Here is a 15,375-nt window from a genome sequence, read left to right as displayed (position 1 = left end):
CTCAGTTGTTCGAGTAGAAGCCGCCGTAGCCGCCGGCTTCCTCGGGTCCATCCGGGCCGGCATCCTCGAGCTGATCAAGGATGTCGTGCCATTCTTCATACCACTCGGTCTGGAGTTCAAAGAGGTAAATGCGGCCCTCGAAATCGAAGCTGAGCTCGATCGCGCAAATGAAGCCTTCGTAAATGGAGAGCTCTCGGATGCGCCGCTCCAGGTCGCGCTTGTCGTCGCGCGGCATTTCGGACTCTTCCAGCAGTTCGAGTGCTTCTTCCCGGTGGTGGGAGCGGAACTCGCGGGTGTGGAAATGAACGAGCCGAACACCCAGTTGTAGCGCGCATTCCAAAAACCGGTGGTAATCGGGCAACCGGCCCGTGTCCCAGTAAACGAAGCGCCCATCGTCGGTGGCGCGGCTCATGGAGCGATATACGACGAAGTGCTCGGTTTCGAGGTAGTGCTGGATCTCTTCGGTCAACGAGTCGAGGTTTGGTCTCACGGATGGGTTCTCCAGCGCGGTTAGCGCTCGGCCCTCACCAGGATCTCATCGGGCCCGGCCAGGTCTCTGGCCGATGGGGTGACGATTGTCTTGGGGCCGATGAATATCTTCTTCTTTTTCGCGATTGCTTCGCGAACGTCCGCTTCGCAAACGAAGGGAACGATTTCAATCTTTGGAGCGGGGATCTGAGCCGGTGCCGCGGGCGCGGCAGGAACAGCCGACGTGGGTTCCGCGGGTTTGATACCGCAGCCACAGGACGGCGCGGACGGCGGTTCCACTGAGGCCGTAGCCTGCGCTTGCTTGGCGGCCAGAAAACGATCGACGGCGCCGGCGACAGCACCATGCAAGGGAGGCTTGGGCGCGGGCGCAACGACGGGCGCCTGCGCGGGCAGGGCGGCGGCTACAGCGGCCGATAACGTTGCACCGCTGACATTCACACCACGCTGCGCAAGATAGCGTTCCACGGCGGCGACGAGCGCGGCCTTGTCAATGTTCAACCCGGCGGGCTGGCCTGGCGCGGGCTCGGGATCGCGCACAGCCCAGGCGATGCGCTTGATATTGATGAGGTGCTGAGGGCCGACGTTGTCACTGGTGATGTTGCCGGCGATGGCTCCGCAGCCGAGGGTCATCGAAGGCTGCACGTTGGTGGTGATGCCAACGGAGCCCTGTGGAGAGGCCGTATTCACAAGCACACGGAAGGCCGGCATGCGCAGGCCAAAGCGGCGGACCTTGGATTCGTCGCCGGCATGGATCACACAGGTATGGCCCAGTCCACCGAACTTGAGAATCGCTTCACAGGCATCCAGCCCGGCCTCGAAGGAATCGACGAAGAGCAGCGCGAGGACGGGGGAGAGCTTTTCGGCCGAGAGAGGATGCTCGCGGCCCACGCCCTGAATCTCCGCGACCAGGATGGCCGCATCGGCGGGAATCGTGATGCCGGCGAGTTGGGCGATGGTCTGGGGAGACTTGCCGACGCAGTCGGCGCGGACAGTGGTGCCACTGCTGAAGAGAGTCCTCTCTACGGCGGCACGTTCCTGATCGTTGAGGATGTACGCCTTGCGCGCTTTGAACTCAGCGAGCATGCGATCGCGCAGCCCGCGTTCGGCGACAACGGTCTGTTCACTGGAGCAGACGGTGCCGAAATCGAAGCTCTTCCCGCTAACGATGCGCGCCACAGCCTGCGCAAGATTGGCGGAGACATCCAGCAGGACCGGCACGTTGCCGGGTCCCACGCCGAAGGCCGGCTTGCCGGAAGAGTATGCCGCGCGTACCATGCCGGCTCCGCCCGTGGCCAGAATGACGCCGGTCTTGGGGTGCTTCATGAGGGCCTGCGTGCCCTCGAGCGTGGAGTTGGTGGCGCACTGGATAATGTCGGGCGGCGCACCCGCTTCCGCGGCGGCTTCAGCCAGCAGCGCGGCGGCGGCGCAGGTGCATTCCCTGGCTCGCGGGTGCGGACTGAGAACGATGGCGTTGCCCGATTTCAGGGCAATGATGGTCTTGAAGAAGACAGTGGACGTTGGATTCGTGGTGGGGCAGATCGCGGCGACGACGCCTTGCGGGACGCCCACTTCCGTGATCTTCTGCTCTGGGAGTTCACGCAGGACGCCAACGGTCTTCATGCCGCGAATGGCACGCAGGAGAGTGTCGGAGCAGAGCATGTTCTTCGCATACTTGTCCTCGACATTGCCCATGCCGGTCTCGCGAACCGCGAGTTCAGCCAGGCGCCTGGCGTGTGCGCGCCCCTTGGCGGCCACGGCTTCGACTACCGCGTCGATCTGCTCCTGAGTGAAGTTTTTATAGGTCTGCCAAGCGGCGTAAGCCTTATCAACTTTTTCCCGGACCTCCTGGACCGAGACCAGGTCCGCATCATGCAGCATGCCTTCCCCCCACACAACCAGTCATCCTTGCAAGAGCGCGCAGATCAGCGCGTCTCCTCTATATATGGAGGCCGCCGGCTTATCCGACCTTGTCGTTCTTCTTCGGGACGGGCAGAATCTTCTCGGTCTCCTCGTGCGGGTTCGGAATGACGTGAACGGCAATGAGTTCGCCCACGCGGCGGGCTGCGGCGGCTCCGGCATCCGTGGCTGCCTTGACAGCGCCGACATCACCCCGGACAGTGACGCAAACATACGCGGCGCCCACATATTCCTTGCCGGTGAGTGTGACGTTGGCGGTCTTTACCATCGCGTCGGCGGCTTCGATCGCACCGATCAAGCCTTTCGTTTCGATCATTCCAAGGGCTTCCATTGAACCTCCCGACGAGCACGACTGAGTGAACTTGCAGAAACTCCCACGGTATCACAACCAAGGTGTGTGCGATACCGCTGGAGAGGCCGCCGCGAGGGGCCGCCGATGCACCCAAATGCGGGCTGTCCAACCTTGACCATAAATGCAAGACCAATAAAATCAACAACATACAGAGCTGGACGAGAGACATCCCTATGGTATAATGGTCCTCATGCCCAGGACGCTAGGGAGCCGTAATCGGCCAGCCACTCCGCGATAGCCCATGAAGCTGCAACGCGTGGCGTCCTACCTCGATTCGAAGGACCCCGCCTGTTGCCTTCGACACGCGAGAGACGTCCTAAGACGCTCCGGACCAATCGGCCGGAGTAGAATCCCGGCGCAACCGCCGGAGCAGTGACCTGGCTCGGAGGCCGGGGAAAAATCGCCGGAGTTGCGACCCGGCTCAACTACACCGAAAACGAAAGTACTTCGGAACTGGTGGCTAGAACCTGAAGGAGAGTTTGTTTTTGATGACAAAGGCATTATCGAGAGGCTTGGTGGTGATTGCGGGTCTATTGGCCGGTCAAACGGCAGCTGACCCCGACCCCCGCCCGGCAGATATGGCCGTCAGCAAAACCGACCCGCGTCTGATCCGAGTCAAGCAGTTCTTCCAGGAACGCGATTGCCCAGCCCAAGTCTATGCCGCTGATTTCATTACAGCCGCAGACCAGCACGACCTGGACTGGCGATTGCTGCCGAGTCTGTCCTTTATTGAATCGGGCGGCGGCAAAGTAGCGTACAACAACAATATGTTCGGGTGGGACAACTGCAAGCTGAAGTTCAGATCGACCCGGGAGGGGATTTACCGGGTGGCTTCGAAGCTGGGCAAATCCCGGATGTACAGGAAGAAAAATGTGGATCAGGTCTTGAAACTGTACAATCCGCGGCGGGAATACACAACAGCCGTCAAGGCCGTGATGAGCCAGTTGGGTCCGGCCGAGTTGGCCCAGGCCGGGGTCTTCTAGCGCAAAACGGGCCCCGTGGGGCCCGTCCGCAATGAATCTTAGTTGTTGTGTTTGCTCGTTTAGGAAGGCCTCTCTGCCGCGTGCGGACTGTTATTCCAACAGCCGGACGCCCATATAAAGGCCTCCGAACAACAACACGGAGACTACACCGACCAGCAGCCATTTGAGATACTTCTCTTTTGGCGTGGTTTCCAATTCGTCGTCGTGTTTCATCTGCTCGTCGAGGGACTCGAACATGGAAGCGACCTCCCGTCTACGGACTAAGGTACAAACCGTATCTGATGCCGAGCAGCCTCATTCTAACGCCGAAACACGTCATTTCGTCAAACAAATATTCCTTGTGTTTTCAATAGCTTGAATTTTACGAAGTGGTAAGAGTCCAGGACTCCGGCCTCTGAATTGCCTTTTCTACGCCGGCACATGGACCGATCTCCGCTTCGAGTCGGCGGCTGTAGAGCTTCTCTACACCCTCCAAAGGAACCGTCTCACACCCTTTGGCAGCCTGACGCCGTCAGGCGAGCCCCATACGTTCCAGTTTGCGGTAAAGAGTCTTCCGCTCAATGCCCAGGATCCTCGCCGCGCGGCTCTTGTTTCCGCCCGTGGCGGCCAGAACCTTGCGGATCTGCTCCATCTCGGTATCGGCCAGTGATTCGCCCGCCTGCTCCTTGGGGCTGGAGGTGCGGATGGCATCATCCACGGCATCCTCGGTGATACGGCCACTAGGGGAGAGAATTACGAGGCGCTCCATCATGTGCTGCAACTGGCGGATATTGCCCGGCCAGGTGTAGTCGGCCAGCGCCTTCATGCCGCTTTCCGTAATCTTTGTTTCCAGTGCGTACCGCTCGTTGTAGCGTTTGAGAAACGCGCCTACCAGCAGCGGCACGTCGCCATGCCGTTCGCGCAGCGGAGGCACTCCGATGCGAACAACATCCAGGCGGTACCAGAGGTCCTCCCGGAATTTCCCTTCCTCCACCATCTTGCGGAGATTGCGATTGGTGGCGGCGAGGATGCGCACATCCACCTTGCGCGGCCGGGAAGAGCCGAGGGGGCGGATCTCTTTTTCCTGCAGAAACCGGAGCAATTTCAACTGAAAGTTGAGATCAATTTCTCCGATCTCATCCAGGAAGACGGTGCCGCCGTTGGCGGCTTCAAAGACGCCCGTACGATCGCGATCGGCGCCGGTATACGCGCCTTTCATGGCTCCAAAGAGCTCACTCTCCACCAGAGAGGGCGCCAGGGAAGCGCAGTCAACCGGCAGGAAAGGCATGGAGGAACGGCGTGAATTAGCGTGTAAAAGATGCGCAATTAACTCTTTGCCCGTACCGGTCTCGCCCTCGATGAGTACCAGCGCATCCGTGGGCGCCACGCGTGAGATGGTCTTGTAGATCTCGATGAGCTTGGCGGAACTGCCGATCATCTCAGTCGCCAGCGGCTCCTCGGGATCGATGTCCTCGTCCCCTTCCTCATCGGCCGCACCCTCGGCGCGCTTCACGATGGAGAGGAGATCGTCGAGCTCGAAGGGTTTCGCCAGGTAGTCGAAGGCGCCGCCGCGAGTGGCCGCCATGACAGTTTCCATGCTGCCACGGGCCGACATGAGGATCACGGCGCAGGTATCGTTGGCCAGCCGCGCGGCCTTTAAAATATCGATGCCTGTTCGTTCATCAATGTAAATATCGGAGATGACGATGGGATAACTTGCGTGGTTCAGACGCAGGAACGCCTCACGCGTGGAGGAAACAGCCTCCACGGCATAGCCTTCCAATTCGAGAAATGTGGAGATAGTCGATCGAACCGAGGGATCGTCTTCCACCAACAGCACCGGGGGCATACCAGCTCTCAGTGTAGCGTGGCGGGCAGCACAACCGTAAATGTCGAGCCCGCGCCAGGAGCACTTTCGACTTCAACATGGCCGCCGTGCAGCACCACGATCTGCTGCACGATAGAGAGGCCGATGCCGGTGCCAACCTCGCCGGACTGCTCCGCCTTGCGGGTGCGGTAAAACTTGCGGAACAGATTCTTCACCTCGCCTGCATCCATCCCCATGCCGTGATCGCGCACCGAAATAGAAATTCCGGCCTGTGTTTGGAGCGCCGAGATCAATACGTCCGTTTCCGGCGCGGAGTATTTCACGGCATTCGTCATCAGGTTATAAATCGCGTACTCCAGCAGTTCCCGGTCGGCATTGATGACAAGGTCGTCGGCCACTTCCGAAGTGATTCGAATCTGTTTCCGCTCGGCCAGCGGCATGGCGCGCTGATAGCAGGTATCGACCACTTCCTGCAGGGCAAACACCGCACGCCGCAATTCGAGTTGTCCGGCCTCGAGCTTCTCCACATCGAGGAACGTTGTGATCATCTTCGCCAGACGCTTGGACTCGCTGTTGATCATCTGGCCCAGTTCCTTGCGCTTGAGTTCCGGCAGGTTGTAGCGGGTCATCAACTCGCTGGATCCCTGGATGGCGGTCAGAGGTGTGCGCATCTCATGCGCGACGAAGTGGAAAGCCTGCTGGTAGCGGGCGGTAGTCGCTTCGCTGACAAAGAGCCGCCGCCGGACATAGAAGTACTGAAAACCGGCACAACCCAGAACGCCGAGCCACGAGGCCGCCGCCGGCGCGAAGGCATCGAGAATCAGGCCTTGCGCAAAGAAGAAGTAGGGCGCGGCGTGAGCCAACACCAGCAACACTCCACCGGAAAGAACAGCCACCCATCCCCGCAGAAACGTAAAGATGACCGCCGACAGGGCGACAATCACCAGCGCCAGCAGCAGCGGAGCCAACGGACCCATTTCGTACAACAGATCGCCCGCGGCCATGGTCTCGAAGGCCTGCAGATGGATCTCGACGCCCGGCATCGGCAGGCCGCCCGAGAGCGGCGTAAAGAGCCGGTCCTTCACGGCGGACTGGGCGGTGACCCCAACAAAGACCACCTTGCCGCGCAGGCGCTCCAACCCGCGGCCGGCGATGACGTCGTCCATGGAAACACGCATGACCGAGGCCGCGTCGCGGTAGCGGACCCACAGCGGCCGGCCGGCATCCCAGCGGGACTGGATGGTGAGCCCGCCGACAGTGACGTCGGTGGGGGAACTCTCAATGACCCCGGCGTGTTTGAGGAGCCTCAGCGCCTCGAGAGACAACGCCCAACGCCTGGCGCGGCCGCAGACGCGCTCCAGCGTCACGCGACGATTGATCTCATCGTTCGGGCCGGCCAAGGCGTGCACGTGGCCAAGCGCGGCATGGGCCCGAAAGCCCTCCACGGGATCCTGCCAGCCCGAGCAGCCTCCGGCATCCGGCTCCATCTCGCAGCCCAGCACGAGGCCCTGCGTCTTCGCAAAGGCAGCCTGCAGGGCCGCATCCTCCGCATCGTTTCCGGGATCCGTCAGCGTGAGATCGACCGCGACCACGCGGGGCGGAGCCTGCACCATCTGCTCCAAGGCCTGCGTGAGGGCACGCCGCATCCCACCGATGCCGCCATGCCGCTGCATGGTGCGTTCATCCAACGCCAGCAGTATGGCCCCGGCGTCGGCTCGGACAGTGGGCCTTACGCGGAAGATGAAGTCGTAGACGTTGTTGTCGAACTGGGCGGCCAAGGCCGTCCAGGAGACCAGCAGAGACACCAGGGCGGCGCCAGCGGCCAGCAGACCATAGGCAAGGCCCGGTGTGATGCGCCGGGTCATTCGGCGGCGGCTCCTTCCGTATCAGGCTGCAGGATGGGACGGCTGGAGCGCATGGCAACGAGAGATCAGTCGCGGCGCAATGACTTCACCTTGCGCTCCTGGATGGTCTGCGGAGAGAGCGTCCGGTCAAAGCCGAAGAGCGTGTCTTCCCAGGAGCCGTAGGCCGAGTTGGGCAGAATGATCCAACGCTCGCCCCACCAGGAGTCGTAAGGCTTCGCTTTGGAAGCCCGCTCCGCCACGGTCAGGCGCGCCGGGATGAAGTCGTTGAGGTCGTCGCCGCAGAGCAGGATGATGCGGTAGTACTTTGCGATGAGCGCGCGGCGTATGCCCTTGTCGGAGGTCCATTCCGGCTTCTCGCCGGCCATGAGCACGGTGTCGCCGATATCGCCGAGGGCCGCGTTCTTCAGGGGGAACTTCTCGGCTTCCAGGTTGGCCCGGGAGTTCGCCTCTTCCTTCGGCCCCCGATTCGTGACGTAGAACACAGTCACGCCTTTAGCCGCGGCATCGCGGAGGAACTCGGCGGCGCCGGGAATCGCCTTGGCTTTCTGCTCCGCGGTCCACTTCATCCACTTATCCATCGAGTAACGGCCATTGCCTTCCAACAGGAAACGCGCCTGGCCTGGCGAATTGTCCAATACAGTCTCATCGATGTCGACGATGATAGCGGGCGGCAGTTTTTTGAAGCTGCCAGTCTGCTCGATGGCGGCGGTCCACTTCTTATCCTTCAGGGCCTTCGGCAGCGCGAGACGGGCAGAGTGCCACGCCTGCAGGGCGTTGCCCCTGAATTCGACGGACGATTGGGTCCAGGCGACGCTGTTCAGGGCGTCCATGACCTGCGCGGAAAGCGGCATCAAGCAAGCCAGCAGGCCGAGTGTAAAAGAGCGGGCGTTCAGAGACATGATGAATTGGAAGACCAAACGATGATTATGCGACTCGGGCCGCCCCACGCGCCAGCGCTGCCGGCGAAGCAGGGCGGTGAAAAGGGAAACGCCCCGGAGCGGCAGAAGCCGTCCGGGGCGTTTCGAGATCCAACGAATACGGCTTAGAGGCCCTTGGCGGCCAGGAAGACGCAGAGGTCGACAACGCGGCAGCTATAGCCCCATTCGTTGTCGTACCAGGACACAACCTTGGCCAGAGTCCCGCCGATGACCTTCGTGAGCTGGCCGTCGACGATGGACGAGTTCGGGTTCTTCAGCATGTCGGTGGAGACCACCGGATCGTCGGTGTAGGCCAGGATGCCCTTGAGCGGGCCTTCCGCGGCGGCCTTCAGCTCGGCGTTGATGGCTTCGGCGGTGGTGGGCGTGTTGAGGATGACCACCAGGTCGACCACGGAGACGTCGGGCGTCGGCACGCGCATGGCGTAACCGTCGAGCTTACCCTTCAACTCGGGCATCACCAGGGAGATGGCCTTGGCGGCGCCGGTGGAGGTGGGGATCATGTTGATGGCAGCGGCGCGGGCGCGGCGCAGATCCTTGTGCGGGAAGTCGAGCACGTTCTGGTCGTTCGTGTAGCTGTGGATGGTGGTCATCGAACCACGGTCCACGCCGAACTTCTCGTGCAGAACCTTCACGAAGGGCGCCAGGCAGTTCGTGGTGCAGCTGGCGTTGGAGATGATGTTGTGCTTGGAGGCATCGTACTTGTCGTCGTTGACGCCGAGCACGAGGGTGATGTCTTCATTCTTCGCCGGCGCGGAGATGATGACCTTCTTGACGGTGCCCTTCAGGTGGGCCTTGGCCTGCTCCGCATCGGTGAAGCGGCCAGTGGATTCGATCACGATTTCGGCGCCCAGGCTGGACCAGTCGATCGCGGCGGGATCCTTGCTGGAAAACACTCGGATAGCCTTGCCGTTGACAACGATGGAGTCCTCGGTGGCCTTGACATCGGCGTGCAGGGGACCCAGCACCGAGTCGTACTTCAGCATGTGCGCCAGGGTCTTGGTATCGGTGAGATCGTTCGTGGCGACGAATTCGATGCCCGGATTGTTGATACCCGCGCGCAGGACATTGCGTCCGATGCGGCCGAACCCATTGATCGCGACTTTGACAGCCATTTAAGGAGTAACCTCTCTCTTAGTAGGAATGAAACGCTCAACTCCAGCATACCAGAACGGGACGTTTCAGTTCGATTTCCAGGCGGATTGATATGCCAGAGAGCTTGCCCTCCGAGCGGCCTGGCGCAATGAGTCTCCGCGCCAGACGATTGAAAACACAACGGCCGGCCCCGGCGCGCCCCCCAGATGGATGGAGTCCGCACGCCGTGCCGGCCGTGACGAGTTAATATCCGAAGTCTAGTCTTCCGGGACGGCGAGGACGTCGCCGGGGTGGATGACCGACTTATCGTCCTTCAGTTTTCCAGGGTTGGCGGCAATGATCTTCGGGTACAGCGCCCCGTTGCCGTAGTGGTTCTGAGCGATGCGCCACAGGGAGTCGCCGGCCACCACCGTATAGGTCCGGATGGGCTCCGGCAGACTCGAGTCGATGGCGATCTCGCACTGCAGATCGGCGAAGATCGGGTCCACCGCCTTGATCTGATTCCATACTTTGTTGCGAATTTTCTCTGATGGTGCGGCGCCGGTCATCACGAGCTTCTCGTTGGCGACGTGCAAGTGGTCCAGGCGGACATTGTTCTTTGGAATGAGTTCGAGTACCGACTCATACTTCTTTTTGAAATCGTCCAGTGTAGGCATGCGGCCCTCCAGATTAGGAATGAGGCCATGGTAGCAGGCGGGTGAGAGGCGGGAAAGGTTGCGGTACGGCGGGGGACAGACTACAATCAAGGAGTTGAGAGCGCCTCCCGAGCGCCTCATTCCGCTGTAGATCGTCGGGGCGTGGCTCAGCCTGGTAGAGCGCCTGGTTCGGGACCAGGAGGCCGGTGGTTCGAATCCACTCGCCCCGACCATTTCATTTCTTCTAACTGTAACTTCGTCCCATCCCCGGGGTGACCTCCGTCTCAGTTCCTCCTTCCATCAATTCCCTTTTCACTTCCCGGACTCCCACTAGGCCCCGCACCGACCGCAGCGTGCCATAATCTCACAATACTGTGGAGACAACGGCTGAACAGGTAACACTACTGCTGGACCGTTGGGCCGGCGGGGATGCGGGTGCTCTGGCGAAGGCGACCGAACTGCTTTACCCGGAATTGCATCGCCTCGCCGATTCCTATTTCCGCCGCGAGCGGCCGGGGCACACTCTCCAACCCACTGCATTGGTCCATGAGGCCTTTCTTCGCCTGCTGCGAATCGATCACCTGGAGTTCGAGAACCGCCGCCAGTTCCTGGGGCTGATGGCTCAACTCATGCGCCAGATCCTGGTCGACTATGCCCGCCAGGCCAATGCCCAGAAGCGGGGCGGGGACGCCCGGCACGTGGGCATCGATCAGACCGATATCGCGGCTCCCGACTACGCAAGCCGGTTTCTCGAACTCAACGACGCACTCAACCAACTGGCTCAGATCAGCGAGCGGAAAGCGCGAATCCTGGAACTGCGTTATTTCGCCGGGCTGAGCCTGGAGGAAGTAGGCACAATCCTTGAGATCTCCGCGGCCACTGTCAGCCGCGATCAACACATGGCCGAGGCCTGGCTGAATGAAGCAATTCACGGCAGGCTGCAAATGTAGCTCCGGGAATCCGCTTGCAGTCATGATGGATGCCTCGAACGAAAGCCGCTTGCGCCGCCTGGACGCCCTGTTCGACCAGGCCCTCAGCCTGCCGCCCGAACGTCGGCAGGAGTTCCTTTCGAGTCTGGACGAAGCAGTGAGGGAATCGCTGGAGCGCCTGCTGTCCTTCGATGGGCCCAGTGTTCTCGGCGAAGCGATCGCCGGGCTGGCTCAGATTCCTCTCCCTGAAACCGAACCCTGGCATGGCCAGCAGGTGGGTCCCTATCGGATCACCCGCGAGATCGGTCGCGGCGGCATGGGCACCGTCTTCGCAGCAGTTCGCGACGGTGAATTTTCGCAAACCGTGGCCTTGAAAGTAGCGACGCGCGCCCCCTACTCTCATGACTTCGACGAGCGGTTCCGGGAAGAGCGTCAGATCCTCGCCCGGTTGGAACACCCGAACATCGCCCGGCTGCTGGACGGTGGATCGACGAATGAAGGATTGCCCTATTTCGCAATGGAACTGGTGAGCGGAGAAGCAATCCACAACTACTGCCTCAACCGCGCCCTTCCATTGCGTGAGCGCATCGAGCTCTTCCTGAAGGTCTGCGATGCCGTACAGTACGCGCACGAAAACCTGGTCGTCCACCGCGATCTCAAACCAGCGAACATCCTTGTGGATCCCTCCGGCCAGCCCAAGTTGCTGGACTTTGGCATCGCCAAGATGATGGATCCGTTGCTACCCGGCGTCACGGTGACAAGCCTGCTTCCGATGACACCGGATTACTCGAGCCCCGAGCAGATTCAAGGGCGGCCGATCACCACGCGGACCGATGTGTACCTGCTGGGCCTGCTCCTGTTTGAGCTGCTCTGCGACTCACGAGCCCAAACAGCGGACACCACTTCGCCGGCTGCATTGGAACGGACGGTCTGCGAGAGGGATGTACCCGTCCCCAGCACGGCTGCTCCGGTGAGCCGCCGCGGCGCATTGCGCGGCGACCTGGATAGCATCGTCGGCACAGCTACGCGCAAACCGCCTGAGCAGCGGTATGCCAGCGTGAAGGAACTGGCCGAAGATCTTCGCAGGCATCTGGATAGCCGCCCCATCTCCGTGAGGCGAAATCACCGGGCCTATCGTTTGGGGCGTTTTTTGCGACGTCAATGGCTTCCCGTTACAGCGGCGGCATTGGTCCTGTTGACGGGGTTCGCCGGGGGCCTCTCCGCCTGGATGCAGGCCCGGCGGGCAGAGCGGCGATTCAACCAGGTGAGAGGCATCGCCCGCACTCTGATGTTCGACGTGGAGAACGCGATCGCAGAGCTGCCGTCGTCTGTGCCGGCACAAAAACTGGTTGTCGAGTCGGCGCTCACCTACCTGAACGGATTGGCGCAGGAGGCCGGCAACGACCCGCAGCTGCTGCTGGAGCTAGGTGCGGGCTACCGCCGCATCGGGCGCATCCAGGGCAGCTATCTCGCGCCCAGTCTCGGCCAGGCTGAGTTGGCGAATGCGAACTTCCGGCTCGCACTGTCCTATCTCGAACGTGCGGCACAAGTTCCAACGTCGCCGTTGGAGGTCTCAATGGAACTGGCGGAGACCCATCTGTCGCTCAGCAACGCGGCACAGCGGTCCGGGCACTCCCTGGAGGCGACCCAGCATCTTCATGCAGCCCTGTCTGCGGTCCAGTCAGAAGAGCGGCGCTTCCCAAATCATCGCGAGTTAAGCCGCGAGCTGGCCCGGATTTACGTCGAGATGTGCCAGGACACTGGCCCTGGGCAACCTAACCCGGAGTTCGGCCGTAAGGCAGTGGACATACTCGAGCCACTCTACCGCCAAGCTCCGTCGGACCGGGAGTTGCAGGGACAGTTGGCGAACGCTTACTCCGCCTACGGTTCGACGCTACTCAACGCGCGGCGAGCCGGCGAAGCCCTGCCCCAGTACGAAAAGTACGTCGCCCTGGGGAAGGCTGTCATTGCCGGCCAACCCAACTCGATGTCGAACCGCCGCAATCTAATGCTGGCCTACGCCAAGGTAGGCGATGCCTGGTGGGGCTTCCCGGGCATCAGCCTGGGCGATCGCGCCAAGGGTTTGGAGAACTTCCGCCTGATGCTGGCCCAGGCCGCTTGGATGCTCGAGGCCGACCCCAGATCCCGCTCCGTGGCAACCGACTATGCGATGGCCCTGATGCGCCTGGGTAGCGCCCTGCCGCCTCAGGATGACGAAGCGATCCGCCGCCTGCGCGAGTCGTTTCTCCGAATGGAGACGCTGGCCGGCGCGGAGAAGAACAATCAGATCTTGCGCCGCTCACAAATGGACGTCTGCCTGCGTCTGGCGGGTGTCTACACCTCACGCAAGCAGCCGGATTCCGCGACGAAGGAACTGCGCCGGGCGGTGGAGATTGGCGAACGCGCCACAGCGGCGGACCCGAAGCATGTGAACCTCCAGACCTGGTTGATCCGAGCCTATTCGGCTCTGGGCCGCGACATAGCGGCCCGCCACAATCGAGCCGAGGCAGAAGGCCTCATTGCACGCTGCCGGCCGCATTCCCTACTCCTCGGCGAGTTCGACAAGTCGCCTACCGGGCCCGCTTGGAGGCCCCGGTTCCAGACCTGGGTGGCAGACATCTACAAACTCCTGGGCGATGCGGCTCGCGCGCGGGTGGAGCAGAAAGAGGCCGTCAATCAGTGGCGGACTCTGGCCGCCAACCGGAAGCTTCCGGCTCCTCTTGCGGCCGAAATGCAGAAAGCCCTCGCCGCGACCGGCGCCGCTCGCTGATTCAACGATTTTCGTTCCCCCTGCAAAAGCCCGCCGCGCTTTGCGCTCACCAGTGCAAAGGACCGGCCTTGAGCGCTGCCGCCGCTGGAGTCCAGACAAGCTGAGTCCGTCAGGTGAACAACAGGGGATGCTGTTGTCGCGGAGGCGAAGCCATTGCCGGGTCTGTCATTTCTAACCTTGAGGGGATTTCACATGAGCCGGAAGATAACGTTTCACACGAAGGTGGCGGGAACTCTACTCGCCGCCTTGCTGGGCATCAACGGATCGGCGATTTGCTTCGCTGATGACGACAACCACAAAGGCGGCAGGGAAAAGATCCTTTATATCTGGGCGGGAGACGAGGCCCGCAAGGCACCGGATTTCCTGGCGGTCATCAACTTCGACGAGAACTCGAGCTCCTACGGCAAGGTGATCAAGACCGTGCCGATCCCGCCGCCCGGCAACGTGGGCAATGAACCGCATCACTGCCACCTCAACGCCAACAAGACGATACTGGGCTGCGGCGGCCTACTGAGTCTCCTCAAAGGGCAGAACGGGATCTTCTTCTTCGATGTCAGCAACGCCGGCGACCCGAAGTTCCTGTTCTCAACCAAGGCCGTGGAGTCGAGCATTACCGACGACTTCATGCCGACCGAGGATGGCGGTTTTCTCATCACGCAGATGGGCTCGGCCACCGGCGGAGCACCCGGCCGCGTAGCGGAGTTTGACGGCAAACTGCATTTCGTGGCCAACCACTTCGGCACGATGTCTTTGTTCCAGGAATGGCCTGAGCGCCCGCCTTTGGATGGCTTCAATCCACACGGCATTTCCACCCGCCCCGACCTGAACCTGATGATGACCTCCGACTTCATCCTGCCCAGCAGTACACTCACCGGCTCGGCTGGACCGGTACTCCGGGGCTCGGTTCGCATCTGGAACTACAAAGCAAGAAAGATCACCAATACGATCTATCTAAACTCCCCCGACGGAGGTCCGGCACTGGGCACCATGGACGTGAAGATATTGCCCAAAGACCCGCGCGGCATAGGTTATGTCGCCGGCATGTTCGACGGGCACATCTACATGATCGATCCGATGGCCGGCACGGCGGCCGCCGCGTTCGACTGTGCAACGGTGACTCCTCATGTCGATACGGACGTAACCGGAGGCATGGGACAGATTCTGGCCACTCCCCAGAGCGGCGACCGGCTGATCTTCGGGTTGTTCCAGGCCGGGCAGGTGGGCATGCTCGACACAACGGATCGCCACAATCTCAAACAGGTGGCCGTCGTGACCCTGGGACCGGTCAACAGTGGCCCGCACAACCTGGTGCTGAGCGGCGACGACAAACGACTGGTGGTGACCGACTACTTCCTCAATGAGGACGACGGCGGCATCATCCACTTCGAGGGCGACCACAAAGTCCACGTTGTGAAGGTGACCCACGACACCTTGACGGACGACACACGTTTCCAACTCGATTTCAATACGGCCTTCTCCACGGGGAAAGCGCGTCCGCATGGCATAGCGATGAAGTAGGCACGCAGTCAACCGGACCGAACCGCAATCTCAAGCCAGGGAGTACGCCGTGGCTCTAAAGTCCAATAGTTCTGATCACA

13 protein-coding genes and 1 tRNA gene are annotated in these 15,375 nt (G+C 61.4%); 5 read left to right on the top strand and 9 right to left on the bottom strand.

Going from position 1 to position 15,375, the window contains the following annotated elements:
* Position 1: 1 nt before the first annotated feature.
* The 3 genes from IRI77_RS33150 to IRI77_RS33140 all read right to left on the bottom strand — a co-directional run bounded on the left by IRI77_RS33150 (position 2) and on the right by IRI77_RS33140 (position 2,737).
* Positions 2-490 (bottom strand): hypothetical protein, encoded by a 489-nt coding sequence (locus tag IRI77_RS33150; RefSeq protein ID WP_194449216.1) that lies wholly within the window; start codon positions 488-490, stop codon positions 2-4.
* A 20-nt stretch (positions 491-510) separates the two neighbouring features.
* Positions 511-2,367 (bottom strand): aldehyde dehydrogenase family protein, encoded by a 1,857-nt coding sequence (locus IRI77_RS33145; RefSeq protein WP_194449215.1) that lies wholly within the window; start codon positions 2,365-2,367, stop codon positions 511-513.
* 79 nt (positions 2,368-2,446) lie between these two features.
* Positions 2,447-2,737, bottom strand: a complete 291-nt coding sequence (locus IRI77_RS33140) for a BMC domain-containing protein (RefSeq protein WP_194449214.1) — start codon at positions 2,735-2,737, stop codon at positions 2,447-2,449.
* A 506-nt stretch (positions 2,738-3,243) separates the two neighbouring features.
* Between IRI77_RS33140 and IRI77_RS33135 the strand changes: the two genes are divergently transcribed.
* Complete coding sequence (locus IRI77_RS33135) at positions 3,244-3,741, top strand: glucosaminidase domain-containing protein (RefSeq protein ID WP_194449213.1); 498 nt, start codon at positions 3,244-3,246, stop codon at positions 3,739-3,741.
* A gap of 90 nt (positions 3,742-3,831) precedes the next feature.
* On the opposite strand, the gene IRI77_RS33130 is transcribed toward IRI77_RS33135, so the two are convergent.
* From IRI77_RS33130 to IRI77_RS33105, 6 genes are all read right to left on the bottom strand, one after another.
* Positions 3,832-3,978, bottom strand: a complete 147-nt coding sequence (locus IRI77_RS33130; RefSeq protein ID WP_194449212.1) for a hypothetical protein — start codon at positions 3,976-3,978, stop codon at positions 3,832-3,834.
* Between the two features lie 274 nt (positions 3,979-4,252).
* Positions 4,253-5,569: a sigma-54-dependent transcriptional regulator gene (locus IRI77_RS33125; RefSeq protein ID WP_194449211.1), complete on the bottom strand. Its 1,317-nt coding sequence runs from the start codon at positions 5,567-5,569 to the stop codon at positions 4,253-4,255.
* Between the two features lie 8 nt (positions 5,570-5,577).
* Positions 5,578-7,413: a CHASE2 domain-containing protein gene (locus tag IRI77_RS33120; RefSeq protein WP_194449210.1), complete on the bottom strand. Its 1,836-nt coding sequence runs from the start codon at positions 7,411-7,413 to the stop codon at positions 5,578-5,580.
* 65 nt (positions 7,414-7,478) lie between these two features.
* Positions 7,479-8,264 (bottom strand): 5'-nucleotidase, lipoprotein e(P4) family, encoded by a 786-nt coding sequence (locus IRI77_RS33115; protein ID WP_194449209.1) that lies wholly within the window; start codon positions 8,262-8,264, stop codon positions 7,479-7,481.
* Positions 8,265-8,455: 191 nt separating this feature from the next.
* On the bottom strand, positions 8,456-9,463 hold the full coding sequence (gene gap, locus IRI77_RS33110; protein WP_194449208.1) for a type I glyceraldehyde-3-phosphate dehydrogenase: 1,008 nt from the start codon (positions 9,461-9,463) through the stop codon (positions 8,456-8,458).
* 237 nt (positions 9,464-9,700) lie between these two features.
* Complete coding sequence (locus tag IRI77_RS33105; RefSeq protein WP_194449207.1) at positions 9,701-10,099, bottom strand: LysM peptidoglycan-binding domain-containing protein; 399 nt, start codon at positions 10,097-10,099, stop codon at positions 9,701-9,703.
* 135 nt (positions 10,100-10,234) lie between these two features.
* Here IRI77_RS33105 and IRI77_RS33100 point away from each other — a divergent pair.
* From IRI77_RS33100 to IRI77_RS33085, 4 genes are all read left to right on the top strand, one after another.
* Positions 10,235-10,311: transfer RNA gene (locus IRI77_RS33100), tRNA-Pro, on the top strand.
* 141 nt (positions 10,312-10,452) lie between these two features.
* Complete coding sequence (locus tag IRI77_RS33095) at positions 10,453-11,028, top strand: ECF-type sigma factor (RefSeq protein WP_194449206.1); 576 nt, start codon at positions 10,453-10,455, stop codon at positions 11,026-11,028.
* A 22-nt stretch (positions 11,029-11,050) separates the two neighbouring features.
* Complete coding sequence (locus tag IRI77_RS33090) at positions 11,051-13,777, top strand: serine/threonine-protein kinase (protein ID WP_194449205.1); 2,727 nt, start codon at positions 11,051-11,053, stop codon at positions 13,775-13,777.
* A gap of 192 nt (positions 13,778-13,969) precedes the next feature.
* Complete coding sequence (locus IRI77_RS33085; RefSeq protein WP_194449204.1) at positions 13,970-15,295, top strand: selenium-binding protein SBP56-related protein; 1,326 nt, start codon at positions 13,970-13,972, stop codon at positions 15,293-15,295.
* Positions 15,296-15,375 lie beyond the last annotated feature (80 nt).

This window comes from Paludibaculum fermentans (assembly GCF_015277775.1).
Classification (GTDB): Bacteria; Acidobacteriota; Terriglobia; order Bryobacterales; family Bryobacteraceae; genus Paludibaculum; species Paludibaculum fermentans.
This window is presented reverse-complemented; position numbering and strand designations above follow the sequence as displayed.

Excerpts from the sequence above, each read along its gene's own strand:
- IRI77_RS33130 (WP_194449212.1), bottom strand. The coding sequence starts at position 3,978 with ATGTTCGAGTCCCTCGACGAGCAGATGAAACACGACGACGAATTGGAA.
- IRI77_RS33105 (WP_194449207.1), bottom strand. The coding sequence starts at position 10,099 with ATGCCTACACTGGACGATTTCAAAAAGAAGTATGAGTCGGTACTCGAA.
- gap (WP_194449208.1), bottom strand. The coding sequence starts at position 9,463 with ATGGCTGTCAAAGTCGCGATCAATGGGTTCGGCCGCATCGGACGCAAT.
- IRI77_RS33120 (WP_194449210.1), bottom strand. The coding sequence starts at position 7,413 with ATGACCCGGCGCATCACACCGGGCCTTGCCTATGGTCTGCTGGCCGCT.
- IRI77_RS33145 (WP_194449215.1), bottom strand. The coding sequence starts at position 2,367 with ATGCTGCATGATGCGGACCTGGTCTCGGTCCAGGAGGTCCGGGAAAAA.
- IRI77_RS33115 (WP_194449209.1), bottom strand. The coding sequence starts at position 8,264 with ATGCCGCTTTCCGCGCAGGTCATGGACGCCCTGAACAGCGTCGCCTGG.
- IRI77_RS33090 (WP_194449205.1), top strand. The coding sequence starts at position 11,051 with ATGATGGATGCCTCGAACGAAAGCCGCTTGCGCCGCCTGGACGCCCTG.
- IRI77_RS33125 (WP_194449211.1), bottom strand. The coding sequence starts at position 5,569 with ATGCCCCCGGTGCTGTTGGTGGAAGACGATCCCTCGGTTCGATCGACT.
- IRI77_RS33140 (WP_194449214.1), bottom strand. The coding sequence starts at position 2,737 with ATGGAAGCCCTTGGAATGATCGAAACGAAAGGCTTGATCGGTGCGATC.
- IRI77_RS33085 (WP_194449204.1), top strand. The coding sequence starts at position 13,970 with ATGAGCCGGAAGATAACGTTTCACACGAAGGTGGCGGGAACTCTACTC.